This window comes from Streptomyces sp. NPDC093568, assembly GCF_044764945.1.
Classification (GTDB): Bacteria; Actinomycetota; Actinomycetes; order Streptomycetales; family Streptomycetaceae; genus Streptomyces.
On the sequence record NZ_JBIWJD010000007.1, the window covers coordinates 169,167 to 184,507 of the forward strand.

Annotated in this window: 12 protein-coding genes and 1 riboswitch; of the genes, 7 read left to right on the plus strand and 5 right to left on the minus strand. The window is 71.2% G+C overall.

The window, feature by feature from the left end; translation table 11 throughout:
- Positions 1–40 precede the first annotated feature (40 nt).
- Positions 41–1,864: a DUF5691 domain-containing protein gene (locus tag ACIRD7_RS27335; protein ID WP_403457728.1), complete on the plus strand. Its 1,824-nt coding sequence runs from the start codon at positions 41–43 to the stop codon at positions 1,862–1,864.
- On the opposite strand, the gene ACIRD7_RS27340 is transcribed toward ACIRD7_RS27335, so the two are convergent.
- The gene (locus ACIRD7_RS27340) at positions 1,840–2,262 is read right to left on the minus strand and encodes a cobalamin B12-binding domain-containing protein (protein WP_403457729.1); all 423 of its coding nucleotides are present in this window, start codon (positions 2,260–2,262) and stop codon (positions 1,840–1,842) included. The two genes, ACIRD7_RS27335 and ACIRD7_RS27340, sit on opposite strands and share 25 nt — an antisense overlap.
- Positions 2,263–2,341: 79 nt before the next feature.
- Here ACIRD7_RS27340 and ACIRD7_RS27345 point away from each other — a divergent pair, with 79 nt between their 5' ends.
- The 3 genes from ACIRD7_RS27345 (at position 2,342) to ACIRD7_RS27355 (ending at position 5,652) form a co-directional block, all read left to right on the plus strand.
- The gene (locus tag ACIRD7_RS27345; RefSeq protein WP_403457730.1) at positions 2,342–2,692 is read left to right on the plus strand and encodes a hypothetical protein; all 351 of its coding nucleotides are present in this window, start codon (positions 2,342–2,344) and stop codon (positions 2,690–2,692) included.
- Between the two features lie 241 nt (positions 2,693–2,933).
- Positions 2,934–3,794 (plus strand): lipase family alpha/beta hydrolase, encoded by an 861-nt coding sequence (locus ACIRD7_RS27350; protein ID WP_403457731.1) that lies wholly within the window; start codon positions 2,934–2,936, stop codon positions 3,792–3,794.
- Between the two features lie 322 nt (positions 3,795–4,116).
- Positions 4,117–5,652: a M23 family metallopeptidase gene (locus ACIRD7_RS27355; RefSeq protein ID WP_403457732.1), complete on the plus strand. Its 1,536-nt coding sequence runs from the start codon at positions 4,117–4,119 to the stop codon at positions 5,650–5,652.
- Positions 5,653–5,745: 93 nt separating this feature from the next.
- Here the strand turns inward: ACIRD7_RS27355 and pcrA are convergent, their stop codons facing one another.
- Entirely contained in the window at positions 5,746–8,232 is a 2,487-nt protein-coding gene (gene pcrA / locus ACIRD7_RS27360) for a DNA helicase PcrA (protein WP_403457733.1), read from the minus strand.
- A 362-nt stretch (positions 8,233–8,594) separates the two neighbouring features.
- Positions 8,595–8,759, plus strand: a riboswitch (cyclic di-AMP (ydaO/yuaA leader).
- Positions 8,760–8,767: 8 nt separating this feature from the next.
- Between pcrA and ACIRD7_RS27365 the strand changes: the two genes are divergently transcribed.
- Positions 8,768–9,949 carry an NlpC/P60 family protein gene (locus ACIRD7_RS27365; RefSeq protein WP_403457734.1) on the plus strand — a complete coding sequence of 394 codons (1,182 nt, stop codon included), beginning with the start codon at positions 8,768–8,770 and terminating at the stop codon, positions 9,947–9,949.
- A gap of 366 nt (positions 9,950–10,315) precedes the next feature.
- Entirely contained in the window at positions 10,316–11,359 is a 1,044-nt protein-coding gene (locus ACIRD7_RS27370) for a tellurite resistance/C4-dicarboxylate transporter family protein (RefSeq protein ID WP_403457735.1), read from the plus strand.
- Here the strand turns inward: ACIRD7_RS27370 and ACIRD7_RS27375 are convergent.
- Entirely contained in the window at positions 11,337–11,690 is a 354-nt protein-coding gene (locus ACIRD7_RS27375) for a hypothetical protein (protein ID WP_403457736.1), read from the minus strand. The genes ACIRD7_RS27370 and ACIRD7_RS27375 overlap by 23 nt on opposite strands.
- A gap of 488 nt (positions 11,691–12,178) precedes the next feature.
- Between ACIRD7_RS27375 and ACIRD7_RS27380 the strand changes: the two genes are divergently transcribed.
- Complete coding sequence (locus tag ACIRD7_RS27380) at positions 12,179–13,255, plus strand: NlpC/P60 family protein (RefSeq protein ID WP_403457737.1); 1,077 nt, start codon at positions 12,179–12,181, stop codon at positions 13,253–13,255.
- Positions 13,256–13,289: 34 nt separating this feature from the next.
- Here ACIRD7_RS27380 and ACIRD7_RS27385 read toward each other — a convergent pair whose 3' ends face one another.
- Both ACIRD7_RS27385 and ACIRD7_RS27390 read right to left on the minus strand, forming a co-directional pair.
- Positions 13,290–14,009, minus strand: coding sequence for a LuxR C-terminal-related transcriptional regulator (locus tag ACIRD7_RS27385; protein WP_403457738.1), 720 nt, complete (start codon positions 14,007–14,009; stop codon positions 13,290–13,292).
- A complete protein-coding gene (locus ACIRD7_RS27390; protein ID WP_403457739.1) occupies positions 14,006–15,331 on the minus strand; it encodes a PspC domain-containing protein in 1,326 nt (441 codons plus the stop codon). The genes ACIRD7_RS27385 and ACIRD7_RS27390 overlap by 4 nt, the downstream gene beginning before the upstream one ends.
- Positions 15,332–15,341 lie beyond the last annotated feature (10 nt).

Consider the following 15,341-nt stretch of genomic DNA (forward strand, 5'->3'; position numbering starts at 1 on the left):
CGCCCTTGCAGGCAGCACGAACGCAGAGAGGAACGACCCCATGAACAGTCCCTCCGTTCCCGTGGATTCGCCGGCGCCGAGCGCCTGGGAGGAGCTCGTGACAGCGGCGCTGCTCGGGACGGACCGGCGCACGCCTCCGGGCGGCACGCCGGGCCGCGAGGCACCGGTGACGCTGCTGGACGCCGCGGCCGTGCAGACCGTACGGCGGCGGGCCGGGCTGCGGCCCGCCCGAGCGGCCGAGCGCCCGCAGCCGGCCCCCGCCGATCCGCGACCGGCGCTGCCCCCTGCGGCCACCCGCAGGCTCGCGATGCTGCTGTCCGACCGGCCGGGCGTGTCCGGCGGCGGCCGCAGAGGCACGGCCCCCGACCTCGTGGAACTGCTGCCGGAGTGGCTCGCGACGGCGAACAGGAGAGGTTTCGCACCACCCCCCGAGGTACTGCCCGCCCTGCTGGACTCCGCGCGGGGACGGACGGACCTGCGCCCTGCGGCACTGTCCTTCGCGGGCCCGCGCGCGGTGTGGCTCGCCCGGCTCAACCCGGACTGGCGATTCGCCCTGCGCGCGACCCCCGGCGGAGGCGCGGCGCTGCCGCGTCTCGACGACGCGGCCGAGGTCGGGCAGCTCTGGCAGGAGGGGCTGTTCGCCGAGCGGGTCGCCCTGCTCGCCGCGATCCGGTCGCGCCAGCCCGCCGCCGCGCGCGAACTGCTGACCACGACCTGGGCGACGGAGCGCGCCGAGGACCGGCTGATGTTCCTCGACTCGCTCCGGGCGGGACTCGGCCCGCAGGACGAGCCGTTCCTGGAGCAGGCGCTGTCCGACCGGAGCCGCAACGTCCGGGCAACGGCCGCGGAGCTGCTGTCGGCGCTGCCGGACTCGGCACTCGCCGGGCGGATGGCCGTCCGAGCCGGAGCCTGCGTGGCGCTGGATCACACAGGCGAGCTCTTCGACGACGCGGCACAGGCACCCGACTCCACCCGGCAGTCACCACGCCCCACCACCCACCAAGCGCTGAACCACACAGGCACGGCACCGGACTCGACCCGGAAGACCCCGGTGATCGCCGTGGAGGCGCCGCACGAGTGCGACGCGGGCATGGAACGCGACGGCGTTGTGGCCAAGGCTCCGGCGGGCCGGGGTGAACGGTCGTGGTGGTTCGGGCAGTTGGTCGAGGCGGCGCCGCTCAGCACCTGGCCGGGCCGGCTCGGCGGCCGTACACCCCGGGAGATCGTGGCGCTGCCGGTCGCGGACGACTGGCAGGCCGAGCTGCACGCGGCCTGGTGCCGGGCGGCCGTACGGCAGCGGGACGCGGAGTGGTCCAGGGCGCTGCTCGGGTCGCCCTCGGCCCCGGAGGCCGGCGGCCCGGGGGCGGTGTCCCTGGCCGAGCGCGCGAAGCTGCTCGGCACACTGGGCCCCGCCGAGCGGGCCGAGTGGGTCGCCGGGTTCATCGCGACGCACGGTCTGTCGGAGGCGTTTCAGCTGCTGGGGGTCTGCGCGGTGCCGTGGGGCGCGCCGCTCGGGCGGGCGGTGGTCGACGCGCTCAACATCGCGCGGGACGCGGGGAGTTATCCATGGAGCTTCAGCGGAGTGATGGGCCTGGCCGAGCGCTGCCTCGACCCGGCCGAGGCGAGCCGTCTGGACGGCCTGCTGGCGGTACCGGACGAACCGGAGGACGCGTCGCCGGGGGCCGGGGGGTACTGGGCGGAGGCGTTCCAGCGGCTGGTGACGACCTTGCGGCTGCGGGCCGCCATGCTGGCCGAGCTGAAGTCATCCGGCCCCGCCACCGCGGACGGTCAACCCGCGCACCCGGACCGGCAGCCGGTCCACCCGCACCGACAGCCGGCTCAGCCGCCGGAGGCCGCCGGCTGACGCACGTTCGCCCGGACCCAGTCCACGATCGACTGCGTCGTCGCGCCGGGCGTGAAGATCTCCGCGACGCCCTTCTCCTTCAGCGGCGCGATGTCGTCCTCGGGGATGATCCCGCCGCCGAAGACGAGGATGTCCTCCGCGTCGCGCTCCTTCAGGAGCTCGATCACGGCGGCGAAGAGAGTGTTGTGGGCCCCGGAGAGGATGGACAGGCCGATCGCGTCGGCGTCCTCCTGGATCGCCGTGTCGACGATCTGCTCGGGGGTCTGGTGAAGCCCGGTGTAGATGACCTCCATACCGGCGTCGCGCAGCGCCCGCGCGATCACCTTGGCACCACGATCGTGGCCGTCGAGTCCCGGCTTGGCCACCACCACGCGGATCGGACCGGCTGCCACACCCATCACTGCCTCCATGAAGCGACTACATCCATCCGTACCGACAAGCACCGCACATATATGAGTTATGCCGCACAGACGGCACATGTCATACATGGTGCGCGTATCGCACTTCTCCGCCGCTCACCGCACCGGACGCGTCACCACGGCACGGACGCCCCGGGCCACGCTGCCGGAAGAAGTGAACGGACGTTATCGCCAGCATCCCGCAACCGGCAGTTTCGCGGTGTACACCGAGGGGGAAATCACACGGTGGGACACGTTCGCCGCGCACCGTTCCATATCTCTGCGGCACACGGGCCGCAGCAGTCTGCGGTACACGCGTCGCAGCGGGACCAAGCGCAACGGGAGCCGCAACGAGGTCGCCGCACCACCGCGCCGCAGGCCGCGCGACGTGGCGGTGGGGCGCGTCGACGGTGGTACGAAGGGCACGTAGGGCAGGTAAGGCACGACAGCGGGGAAGCCTCCGGCACGTCGGGCAGTCTCCGGACCCCGTCGCCGCGCCGGCAGTCGGCCCCGCCGCGTCATCGGGGCACCACGGCCACCGTGGCCGACTCGGGCGCGCCTCGCTCACCCCACGCGCCCTCCGCATACCCCGCCGACCACCTCGGCCGCGACTTCCACGAGGGCACACGGGGGCCGGAGCCGTCCTCCAGCGTGCCGCAAGGAGGTCGGCCATGAAGGTCACCGGGACAGCGCTCCCCTTTCTCCCGCTCTACCGGCGCCTGCTGCCGAGCAGGCTCGCCGGCCTCTCCCTGGCCCTGCTGAAGGCGACCGCCCTGGAAATCGCGATCCTCGCCGGGCATCTGCTGCTCTACCCCTCCGGCATCACACAGGAGCGCCGCGGCACCCCCACGCTCCCCGGACCGGCCACCGCCCAGCTCCCGACGGAGGCCAAACCCCCCGTCGTCCTGCTCCACGGCTTCATCGACAACCGCTCCGTCTTCGTCCTGCTGCGCCGCAGCCTCGCCCAGCACGGCAGGCACCAGGTCGAGTCGCTCAACTACTCCCCTCTGACCTGCGACATCCGCACCGCCGCCGAGCTGCTCGGCCGGCACATCGAGGGAATCTGCGAGCGGACGGGGAGCAGGCAGGTGGACATCGTCGGGCACAGCCTCGGCGGGCTGATAGCGCGTTACTACGCGCAGCGCCTCGGCGGCGATCTCCGGGTCCGCACGCTCGTCACGCTCGGGACCCCGCACTCCGGCACCCGCGTGGTCCCGCTGGCCAACGCGCACCCCATCGTGCGCCAGATGCGCCCCGGCTCATCGATCCTCGACGAGCTGAGCCGCCCCGCCCCCGGCTGCCGTACGCACTTCGTGAGCTTCTGGAGCGACCTCGACCACCTGATGGACCCGCTGGAGACGGCCTGCATCGATCACCCGGACCTGATGGCGCAGAACGTCCGCGTGAGCGGCGTCGGCCACCTCGCCCTCCCGGTGCACCCCGCCGTGGCGACCGGAATACGGCAGGCCCTCGACATGGCACACCCCACGGCCGAGGTCACCACTGAGCCCAACGGCCTGACAGTGGCGTAACCACCCGAACCAGTCAAAGCCCCCGAACCACCGAGCCCTCAGCCACCCAGCCCCCGGACCCCGAACCCTCGCCGCCCTGCCTCCGACGGCCGCACGACAGGCCCACGACAGTCGTCCGACATCGAACAAACGTCGAACACAAGGCCAACATCGCGCCCGCAGTCCGCCAAAACACGGCCGAATGCCCGTTTCCTGCGCGCGCGAAACCTGCCGAAGATTGTCGTGCCCGCGTACTGCCGGGTACAGTCGCCGCACTGCTCTGGCAGCCCCTGTTGTCGAGGCGAGAGAGAAGTTGGTGAACGATCGTCACCCGTCGGGGACCATGACGTCTCCGGCTTCGGCTTCCGATGCCGCCTCGGCGCACTACGCGTCGTACGGTGCCCAGGAAGCCCATTACGGTGACTCCACCACGTACGGGACGTACGACGCCACCGGATTTGCCGCCGGCCACGCCGCCCCGACCTTCGACGCCGACCCCCTGTTCGGCAGCCTCCCCGGCGAGGCCACGGGCGCGTACGACGCCACCCAGTGGTCCACGGGCAGCCACCACACCGCGCACTACGACGCCTACGCGGCCCAGCACCAGGCCGGTTACGACACCGGCGGGTACGACACCACGGCCTGGACTGCCGAGCACGAGCGGCTCGCGTTCGTCCCGCAGCAGGCCAACGGCCATGACGTCTCCGGCCAGTGGGACGCGAACGCCTGGCTCCAGCCCGACCAGTCAGGGGCCGCGGCCACGGCCGACCAGACCCAGCACTGGGAATGGGGCACGACCGCTTTCGACACCGGGGCATACGACGCCACCCAGTGGAACTCCGACGGCGGTGCGGCGCAGCCGGGCGACGACTACGAGCAGCCAGCAGAATCCTTCGACCAGCAGGCCACGGCGCACTTCGACCAGATCGACCCCGCGGCTTACGACAACTCGACGCAGTACGGCGATCACCCGACGTACGACGAGGCGGCCTCCTACGACCACGCCCCGTACGACGACGAATCGGCCCAGCACGAAGCCGAGTTGACGGCCACGGGCGAGCTCCCCAGCGTCGCCCCCCTCCTCGACGACCAGGAGGAGACCGTTCCGGCCGCTCCCTCCTCCCGCGCCGGCTCCCGTAGCGGGGCGCGCTCCCGTCGCCGTACGCCCCCCAAGCGCTCCGCACTGCTGACCATCGCCGTGCCTTCGGCGTGCGTGATGGGTGTCGCGGGAATCGCTGCCGCGTCCGTCGGCACCCTGAGCGACGACAAGGAAGCGTCGACGCTGGCCTCGGAGGGCGAGGCCGTGAAGCCGTCCACCGCGAACAACAAGCTGGACACCCAGCTCGAGAGTCTCTCGGCCGGCGCCGACGACTTCGCCGACCGGGCCAGCCGTACGCAGGAGCGCATCGACCTCAAGGCCCAACAGGCGGCCGAGAAGCGGAAGGCCGCCGAGGAGGCCGCCCGCAAGGAGCGGCTGCGCCCGAAGTTCGCGGTCCCGGTCGCGCAGCACGGCCTCAGCGCCTATTTCGGCCAGTCCGGCATCAACTGGATGTCCATCCACACCGGCATCGACTTCCCCGTCTCGTACGGCACGACGGTGATGGCCGCGACCGACGGCACCGTCCGCACGCAGTGGAACAGCGCCTACGGCAACATGATGATCGTGACCGCGAAGGACGGCACGGAGACGTGGTACTGCCACCTCTCCACCTACCGCGTCGCCTCCGGTACGACGGTCAAGGCCGGCGACCCGATCGCGTACTCCGGCAACTCCGGCAACTCGACGGGCCCGCACCTGCACTTCGAGGTACGCCCCGGCGGCGGCTCGGCGATAGACCCGCTGTCCTGGCTGCGCAGCCACGGCCTCGACCCGTCGTAAGCGACGCAGCCGAGAAGCCGCCCACCGCAGGTGAGCGACAAGTCACCCCTCCTCCAAGCCCCCACCCTCAGCGGGGGCGCCCGCCCGTGAGCGCTACAGCTTCTCCACGGGCGCGTACCGCAGCAGCAGCCGCTTCGGCTTGGTGTCCCCGAAGTCGATCGTCGCCTCGGCGTTCGCGCCCGTGCCCTTCACACCCGTCACCGTGCCGAGCCCGAACTGGTCGTGCGTGACACGGTCGCCGACCGCCAGCTGGACGACCGGCTTCTCCGAGGTGCGACGCGTGGCGAAGCCGGACGCGCCCGACGCCGAGGAACGCGAGCGGGACGACGACAGCGAGGCGGCGACCCCGGACACGGGCCCGGAGGAGACCGGCGCGGTCGCCCCCGTCCGCTTCCAGTCGACGTGCGCCGCCGGGATCTCCTCCAGGAAGCGGGACGGCGGGTTGTACGAAGGCTGCCCCCACGCACTCCGCATCGACGACCGCGTCAGATACAGGCGCTCACGCGCGCGCGTGATGCCGACGTACGCCAGCCGCCGCTCCTCCTCCAGCTCCTTGTTCTGGCCGAGGGCGCGCATGTGCGGGAAGACGCCGTCCTCCATGCCGGTGAGGAAGACGACCGGGAACTCCAGGCCCTTGGCGGTGTGCAGGGTCATCAGGGTGATGACACCGGAGCCGTCCTCCTCCTCGTCCGGGATCTGGTCGGAGTCGGCGACCAGCGCGACCCGCTCCAGGAAGTCCGCGAGCCCGGCCGCGGCCTCGCCCTCGCCCGACTCCTGCTCGAACTCCAGGGCGACGGCCGCGAGTTCCTGAAGGTTCTCGATACGGGTCTCGTCCTGAGGATCCGTGGAAGCCTGCAACTCGGCGAGATAGCCGGTCCGTTCAAGGACCGCCTCCAGCACCGTCGCCGGCCCCGCGCCCGACTCGACGATCGTACGGAGCTCCTCCATCAGCGTGTTGAACCGCTTGACGGCATTGGTCGACCGCGCGGCCATGCCGTACGCCTCGTCCACGCGACGCAGCGCCTGCGGGAAGCTGATCTTCTCCCGCTGCGACAGGGCGTCGATCATCGCCTCGGCACGGTCACCGATGCCCCGCTTGGGCACATTCAGAATGCGCCGCAGCGGCACGGAGTCCTCGGGGTTGGCCAGCACCCGCAGATAGGCGAGAACATCCCGGACCTCCTTGCGCTCATAGAACCGAACCCCGCCGACGACCTTGTAGGGCAGCCCGACGCGGATGAAGACTTCCTCGAAGACACGGGACTGGGCATTGGTCCGGTAGAAGACGGCGACGTCGCCGGCCTTCGCGTCGCCCGCGTCCGTCAGTCGGTCTATCTCGTCGGCGACGAACTGCGCCTCGTCGTGCTCGGTGTCCGCGACATAGCCGGTGATGCGCGCGCCCGCGCCCGCGTTGGTCCACAGGTTCTTGGGGCGGCGGGACTCGTTGCGCTCGATGACGGCGTTGGCGGCGGTCAGGATCGTCTGCGTGGAGCGGTAGTTCTGCTCCAGCAGGATCGTCGTCGCGTCCGGGTAGTCCTCCTCGAACTGGAGGATGTTTCGGATGGTGGCGCCCCGGAACGCATAGATGGACTGGTCGGCGTCACCCACCACACACAGCTCGGCGGGCAGAAGATCGTACTCACTGGGCGGCACGTCGACGGGGTGCTCGCTGGTCCCGACGAGCTCGCGCACAAGCGCGTACTGCGCGTGGTTGGTGTCCTGGTACTCGTCCACCAGGACATGGCGGAACCGACGGCGGTAGTGCTCGGCGACATCGGGGAAGGCGCGCAGCAGATTGACCGTCGTCATGATCAGGTCGTCGAAGTCGAGAGCGTTGGCCTCCCGCAACCGCGACTGGTACAGGGCGTAGGCCTGCGCCAGGGTCTTCTCGAAGCCGTCCGTCGCCTGTGCGGCGAAGTCCTCCTCGTCGATCAGCTCGTTCTTCAGGTTGCTGATCTTGGCGCTGAAGGACTTGGGCGGGTACCGCTTGGGATCAAGATCCAGATCCCGGCACACGAGCGCCATCAACCGCTTGCTGTCAGCGGCGTCGTAGATCGAGAAGGAAGACGTGAACCCGAGCTTCTTGCTCTCCCTCCTCAAAATGCGCACGCAAGCGCTGTGGAAGGTCATCACCCACATCGCGTTCGCACGCGGGCCGACGAGCTGCTCGACGCGCTCCTTCATCTCGCCCGCGGCCTTGTTGGTGAAGGTGATCGCGAGGATCTGCCCCGGATGCACCTGCCGCTCGGCCAGCAGGTGGGCGATGCGGTGGGTGAGCACACGCGTCTTGCCGGAGCCCGCCCCGGCCACGATGAGCAGCGGGGTGCCGGAGTGGACGACGGCGGCGCGCTGGTTGTCGTTCAGCCCTTCCAGCAGCGCGGCGGCGTCGATGACCGGCCGCGGGGCACCGTCGCGGTAGTGGCCGTCCCGGTCCGGCGGCACGTCGAACTTCCCCCCGAACAGATCGTCCGGAACCGGTTCCGGAGCGTGATCGTCCTCGGGCGGCGGCGGGTGCTCTTCCTCATGGGCCCGAGGGGCCTGGAGGTCCGCCAGGAAGCTGTCGTCAAAGAGGCTGCTCATCGCTCTCCGAGTCTAGGCCGCCCCACTGACAGCCCGCCGCCGCCCCGGAAACATCACCCATTCCGAATCCCAACGATCTTCCACGCCACCCGCCCTCACCCCCCGCGACCAGGCCTTTACGCGCCGCGACCACCAGGTCAGGCCTGTCACATCACCCAACAAACAAGACAGAACCCGCAACCCCCCGGAGATCCACACAGACCGTCCCACAATCACCCCAAACAACCACCCCCGACGCTAACTGACTCCAAGGTCACGAAAATGTATCGGGCATATCGAACATCAACCTTCACAGACGCCACACGAGTTGGCTACCGTGCCGGGCAGGCCGTACGACCCCCACCGGCGAACGACGCCGGGCCGCGCGGCCTCCGCCGAGTCCGGCGTCACGACGACCGGAGCCGGGGACCCACCGAACTTGGGGTGAATCGGCCCGACTTCCCTTCCCGGGACGGCCGTAGGGCAACCCTTCCGAACCACCCGCCCGAACCCGACAGCTAACTCGGTAGGCGGAGCATGGAAGGAGTCGCCTCCCTTGGCGTCGCACCGCAAGTCGCGTCCCGCCGGTACGCGCGTAGCAGGCATACGCACCCCTGCCCTCGCCACGGCCGCCCTCACATCCGTGGCCCTGCTGTCCCAGACGGCCAACGCCAGCCCGTCGACGGACGACAAGCCCAGCCTCGAAGAGGTCGAGAAGAAGGTCGACGACCTCTACCGCCAGGCGGAGACGGCGACCGAGAAGTACAACGCGGCCAAGGAGAAGACCGCGAAGCAGCGCAAGCGCGTCGACACCCTCCTCGACGACGTCGCCCAGCGCACCCAGAAGCTCAACGAGGCCCGCGAGGAACTCGGCCGCAACGCCGCCGCCCAGTACCGCACCGGCGCGGCGGCCCCCGACACGGCGACCTTCCTGCTCGCGGACACCCCGCAGGACTACTTCGACCAGTCCCAGCTGATGGGCCGCATGACGGACCGTCAGAAGGAATCGGTCGACGAGTACTTCACCGAGCAGTCCGCGACGATGAAGAAGCGCCAGGAGGCCACCGAGAGCCTTCAGACGCTCACCGACTCGCAGAACGACCTCCAGAGCGCCAAGACCACCGTCCAGCAGAAGCTCTCCGCCGCACGCGAACTTCTCTCGAAGCTGACGGCGGAGGAGAAGGCCCGCCTCGCCGAGATCGAGAGGCGCAAGCAGGAGGAGGCCGCGCGCAAGGCGGCCGAACTGGCCCGGCAGCAGGCGGAGGCCGAGCGCCAGCGCGAGGAAGCCGCCGCAGCCGCCGCAGCCGCCCAGCAGCAGGAGAGCGCCGAGACCCCGTCCGACTCGGGCACCTCAGACTCCTCCTCGGACAGCTCCTACGCCACCAAGGCCGAGAAGGCCCTGGCCTTCGCCCGCTCCCAGATCGGCAAGCCGTACGTCTGGGGCGCCACCGGCCCGGACTCCTACGACTGCTCCGGCCTCACCCAGGCCGCCTGGAAGGCCGCCGGCGTGGACATCCCGCGCGTCACCTACGACCAGGTCAACGCCGGCACCACAGTCTCCCTCGCCAATGCCCAGCCCGGCGACCTGGTCTTCTTCTACGACGACATCACCCACGTGGGCATCTACATCGGCAACGGCATGATGATCCACGCCCCGAAGCCGGGCGCGTACGTCCGCGAGGAGTCGATCTACTACGACGGCGAGTCGTCGATCCACAGCGTGGTCCGCCCCGCCTGACCGACCACGCACACACACGACGTCGAGAGGGCACCCCAACGGCGCCGCACCCGCGTACGGCGGGAAGGGGACGTGCCGGGGGGTGTCCGCCCGCAGTGGCCGGCGTCAAGAAACAGCACAACCGCCCCAACCCCAACCGCCGGTCCGAGGACGGACACCCCCCCGCCCCGGCCCCCCCCCCCCCCCCCCCCCCCCCCCCCGGCGGGCCCCCCCCCCCCCCCCCCCCCCACGGCCCCGACCCACCCCCGCCCCGCAGGCGCTAGAGGCACCCCCACCGAGCCCGCCCATGCGCCGCAGGCATCAAGGCGCACCCCCTGCCCCGCGCGCCCCACTCCCAACCCCCACCCCGCTCCATAGCATCGCCCCATGCCCGCCAGCACCACCCCTCCTCCCTCCCCCCTCCACACCTGGTGGTCGCAGCGACCCCCCGCAGCCGGCGCCGCCGTCATGGCGACCGGCATCATCTCGGTGGCCCTGCACCAGACGGGCTACGAAACCCTCTCCCGCATCGCCCTGGCCCTCGCCTCCGCGGCCTGGCTGGCCCTGGCCGGCGACTTCATCGCCCGGCTCGTCCTGGACCGCCCGAGGTGGCTCAAGGACGCGGCCACCCCAGCCGCCCTGACCGCCGTCGCCGCGACCACAGTCCTCGGCACCGGCTTCACCGCCCTCGGCTGGGAAACCCTCGCCGAGGCCCTCCTGGCCCTGGCCGCCCTCCTCTGGCCAGGCCTCCTCATCACGGTCGCCCGCCACTGGCGCCGCCACATGCCCGGCGCGGTCTTCCTGAGCTGCGTCGCCACCCAGGGCCTGGCAGTCCTCGGCGCGACCCTCGCCGCGGCCGAGAAAACGGCATGGCTCGCCCACACCGCCCTGGCCCTGTTCTGGATGGGCCTCGCCCTCTACGTCCTAGCCATGCCCCGCTTCGACCTGCGCCAGCTCGCCCACGGCGCCGGCGACCACTGGGTGGCGGGCGGCGCCCTCGCCATCTCCGCGCTCGCCGGCTCGAAACTCCTCGCCGCCGACAGCCCCGGCCTGTACCTCTGGAACGACGACGACGAAGGCGTCCTGCGCACGGTGACCCTGGCCGTGCTCGCACTCGACCTCGTCTGGTACGCCGTCCTGCTGCTAGCCGAGTTCGCCTGGCCACGCACGCGCTACGACGTATGCCGGTGGGCCACCGTCTTCCCGATGGGAATGACCGCGGCGGCGACCCTCTCCGTCGCCGCCGTCGAGGACGTCCCCTGGCTGGAGACCCTCGGCGAGGTACTCCTGTGGATCGCGGTGGCGGCATGGCTGGCCGTCACGGCGGGCGCGGTACGGGCCTACGCCGCCCCGAGCACCCTCGCGCCCCCCGAGAACTCCACGCCCCCCGAACCCCCCGAGCCGGACGTCACGTCCACAACACGGCGATGAAGATGTTCGCCGTGGTCAGCAGCCCGACCACCCCGAACAGCCCCTTCTCCACCTTCTCCTCGTCCCGCTTCACATACACAAGCCCGAGGATCACGATCAGCAGCGCCAGCTTCACGCCGATCTTGATGTTGTTGACGGACTGGTCGTCCGCCTGATTGAGGCCGACGAGGATCACCCCGGTGACCAGCATGGTCAGCGCGCCGTGCAGCATCGCGGGAACGAACCGGGCGGTGCCCTGCCCCATCGCCTTCATCTGCGTGAGAAACCCACCGAGCAGCGCGGCGATACCGACGATGTGCAGTCCGACGAACAGATGGATGAGTACGTCCATGGGGCCGGAGCCTAATAACCACGAAATACCCACCCCACACCGCCCCGCATATATGCGCGCCATAGCACTCCGCCACCCCACCGCAACCCCGAATCGCCACATCGGTCAGCACCCAGCGTGAACCCGACGCCCTCATCCCGGGATCACGCTCACTTACGGTCACCGACGGTCCGCTCCCGGCACTTCCGCACAACGCGTCACCGACCCGACACAGCGAGGTTTAGCGTCCTCCACCAGGTGACCGGCTCCCCACCGCCGCCCGGGCCAGGGGCGGCAGTCGGCCACCACCGCCGAGAAAGGTCCGGCGGCGGCCCGCTCCCCCTGTGCAGGCCGCCGCCGGACGCGTAACCCGCCCCGGGCGGTCGTACGTCCGCTCCCCCCAGGCGCCCGTACGCCCACCGCTCCTCCGGGGCGGGAGCGCGCCACCGTCCGCCGCCCCACGCGGACGTACGGGACGAGGCGGTCGTACGAAAGGACGTGCAGTCCACGTGGCATCCCACCGAAAGCCCCGTCGGCGCTCGACCGGCGGCAGTACGGCCCGCACGGCATGGACGATCGCACTGGCGGGCGCGGCGACGGCGACGGGTTTGGACGGGACCGGGCATGCCGAGCCGCAGCTGACACCGGCACAGGTGAAGGCGAAGGTGGACAGGCTGTACGAGGAGGCGGAGGTCGCCACCGAGAAGTACAACGGGGCCAAGGAGAAGGCGGACGCGGCCGAGCGGCGGATCAGGACGCTTCAGGACGAGGTCGCCCGCAAGACGGACCAGCTCAACTCGGCGCGCGAGGCGCTCGGTTCGATGGCCGCGGCGCAGTACCGCGACGGCGGCATCGACCCGGCGCTCCAGCTCGCGCTCTCCGAGGATCCCGACCGCTATCTCGCCGGCGCGGAGTTCGCCGAGCGTGCCGGGAACCGCCAGGCGGCGTCCGTCGCGGACGTCCGCAGACAGTTGCGCGAGATCGAGCAGCTGCGCGGCGCCGCCCGCATCGAACTGACCTCGCTGCAATCACGCCGGGCCGAGCTGAAACGCCACAAGGAGACGCTCACCGGCAAGCTGGACGAGGCCAAGGACCTGCTCGCCCGCCTGACCGCCGAGGAACGCGCCCAGCTCCAACAGGCCACGGACCGCGCCACCCGCTCAGGGCCAGGCGCCCGCGAGGCGCTCACCACCCCCGGCTCGGCCACCCCCGGCTCCGCCACCGCCGCGGCCCCCAACTCCCGCGCGGCATCCGCCATTTCCTACGCCTACTCCAAGCTCGGCAGCCCCTACGTCTGGGGCGCGACCGGCCCGAACGCCTTCGACTGCTCCGGCCTCACCCAGGCCGCCTACCGCTCGGCCGGCGTCTCCCTGCCCCGCACGACCTACGCCCAGATCGACGCGGGCCGCCGCGTCTCCCGCTCCGAACTGCTCCCCGGCGACCTGGTGTTCTTCTACTCCAGCATCAGCCACGTGGGCCTCTACATCGGCAACGGCCAGATGATCCACGCCCCGAACCCGTCGGCTCCGGTCCGGGTGGCCCCGCTCGACGAGATGCCGTTCGCGGGGGCCACTCGGGTGGCGTGACCGAGCCCGAGCCCCGGCGCACCGGGACCCGGCCTCACACCAGACGCCGTGCCGTAGCCCACCGCGTCAGCTCGTGCCGATTCGACAGCTGGAGCTTCCTCAGCACCGCCGAGACATGGGACTCGACCGTCTTGACGGAGATGAACAGCTGCTTGGCGATCTCCTTGTACGCGTACCCGCGCGCGATCAGCCGCAGCACCTCCCGCTCCCGCTGGGTGAGCCGGTCGAGGTCCTCGTCGACCGGTGGCGCGTCCGTCGACGCGAACGCGTCCAGGACGAACCCGGCGAGGCGCGGCGAGAACACCGCGTCGCCGTCCTGGACCCGGAAGATGGAGTCGACCAGGTCGGTACCGGTGATCGTCTTCGTCACGTACCCCCGCGCACCGCCCCGGATCACCCCGATCACATCCTCGGCGGCGTCCGAGACCGACAGCGCCAGGAAACGCACCGGCTGCTCCGCGTCGGCCATCAACGGGGCGCAGCGACGCAGCACTTCGACTCCGCCGCCACCCGGCAGGTGCACGTCGAGGAGGACGACCTCGGGCCGGGTCGCGGTGATGACCGTGACCGCCTGGTCGACGTCCGCGGCCTCGCCGACGACCTCGACGCCGGTCTGCTCGGTCCGGCCGATCTCGGCCTGGACTCCGGTACGGAACATGCGGTGGTCGTCGACGAGGACCACGCGCACGCGCCGCTCGGCCGCGCTCCCGCCGGTCGACTCCACGGGCTCGTTCGCCTCGGTCGGGTCGCTCATGACGTCTTCTCCGCCCTCTCCATCTCCAGCTCGACCTCCGTGCCGCCGTCGGGCACCGCCCGCAGCCGGGCCGTACCGCCGTTGCGCTCCATGCGGCCGATGATCGATTCTCTGACGCCCATGCGGTCGGCCGGTATCGAGTCGAGGTCGAAGCCCGGACCGCGGTCCCGGACGGACACGAAGACGGTCTTTCCCTCCACCTCGGCGTAGACCTGCACGGCGCCGCCCTCGCCACCGTACTTGGCGGCGTTCACCATCGCCTCGCGCGCGGCCTGCATCTGCGCGGCGATCTTCTCGTCGAGCGGGCAGTCGCCGACGACCACGACCTCTATGGGGACGCCGTGCTTGTCCTCCACCTCGGCGGCGTTGCGCCGCACCGCGTCGGCGAGGTTGGCCGGCTCGTCCGCCTCGTCCTTGCCGGTGCCCTCGGGTTTGTAGAGCCAGGTGCGCAGGTCGCGCTCCTGGGCGCGGGCGAGGCGGCGGACCTCGTTCGCGTTCTCCGCGTTGCGCTGGATCAGGGTCAGGGTGTGCAGCACCGAGTCATGGACGTGCGCGGCGACCTCGGCGCGCTCCTGGGCGCGGATGCGCATCAGGCGCTCCTCGGAGAGGTCCTGGGTCATCCGGACCAGGTACGGCCCCGCGAGGAGCGTTATGCCGACGAGGACCGCGAGCGCCGCCTGGAGGACGGAGCCGAGGTGGGCGGCCGAACCCTGGAGGACGAAGATGCCGGAGACGCCGGCCGTGACCAGGACGACGCCGCCCGCGGCGCGCAGCAGGCTGAGGGTGCGCCGACGCCGGCCGACCTCCATCCAGCGGGCCCGCCGCGCGTTGTCCGCCTGGCGCCAGACCAGGGCGACGCCCGCGCCGACGAGAACGGCGGGCAGCAGATACGCCTTGGCGCCGTTGCCCAGATCCACGCTGCCGACGAAGACCATGGCCACGGCCACCATGAGCAGCAGCGCGACGATCTGCCCCTTGTCCGGCTTGCGGGCGACGAGTCTGCGGCGGCCGTCGGCCGCGGTCTCGGTGGCGAAGGGGGAGGGTCGCTGCGCGTCGACACCGCCGACGCCGAGCGGCACGAAGAACCAGAACGCGGCATACAGCAGCGCACCGAGGCCGTCCGCCATGAACAGGCCGACGAAGACGAGCCGCACCCAGATCACGGGCAGGCCGAGATGCCCGGCGAGCCCCCGCGCCACGCCCCCGAGCCAGCGTCCGTCACTGCTGCGGTAGAGCTTGCGCGGCGGCCGCGGTTCGACGACTGGCGCTGCTGCGGCTTCCGGCATGCCATCGATGTTCACACGCCCGGCCGACCGGAGCATCAGGGTCGAC

Bases quoted from the DNA above. Each gene is read 5' to 3' on its own strand.
- ACIRD7_RS27335 (WP_403457728.1), top strand. From the start codon at position 41: ATGAACAGTCCCTCCGTTCCCGTGGATTCGCCGGCGCCGAGCGCCTGG.
- ACIRD7_RS27340 (WP_403457729.1), bottom strand. From the start codon at position 2,262: ATGGGTGTGGCAGCCGGTCCGATCCGCGTGGTGGTGGCCAAGCCGGGA.
- ACIRD7_RS27345 (WP_403457730.1), top strand. From the start codon at position 2,342: ATGTCATACATGGTGCGCGTATCGCACTTCTCCGCCGCTCACCGCACC.
- ACIRD7_RS27350 (WP_403457731.1), top strand. From the start codon at position 2,934: ATGAAGGTCACCGGGACAGCGCTCCCCTTTCTCCCGCTCTACCGGCGC.
- ACIRD7_RS27355 (WP_403457732.1), top strand. From the start codon at position 4,117: ATGACGTCTCCGGCTTCGGCTTCCGATGCCGCCTCGGCGCACTACGCG.
- pcrA (WP_403457733.1), bottom strand. From the start codon at position 8,232: ATGAGCAGCCTCTTTGACGACAGCTTCCTGGCGGACCTCCAGGCCCCT.
- ACIRD7_RS27370 (WP_403457735.1), top strand. From the start codon at position 10,316: ATGCCCGCCAGCACCACCCCTCCTCCCTCCCCCCTCCACACCTGGTGG.
- ACIRD7_RS27375 (WP_403457736.1), bottom strand. From the start codon at position 11,690: ATGGACGTACTCATCCATCTGTTCGTCGGACTGCACATCGTCGGTATC.
- ACIRD7_RS27385 (WP_403457738.1), bottom strand. From the start codon at position 14,009: ATGAGCGACCCGACCGAGGCGAACGAGCCCGTGGAGTCGACCGGCGGG.
- ACIRD7_RS27390 (WP_403457739.1), bottom strand. From the start codon at position 15,331: ATGCTCCGGTCGGCCGGGCGTGTGAACATCGATGGCATGCCGGAAGCC.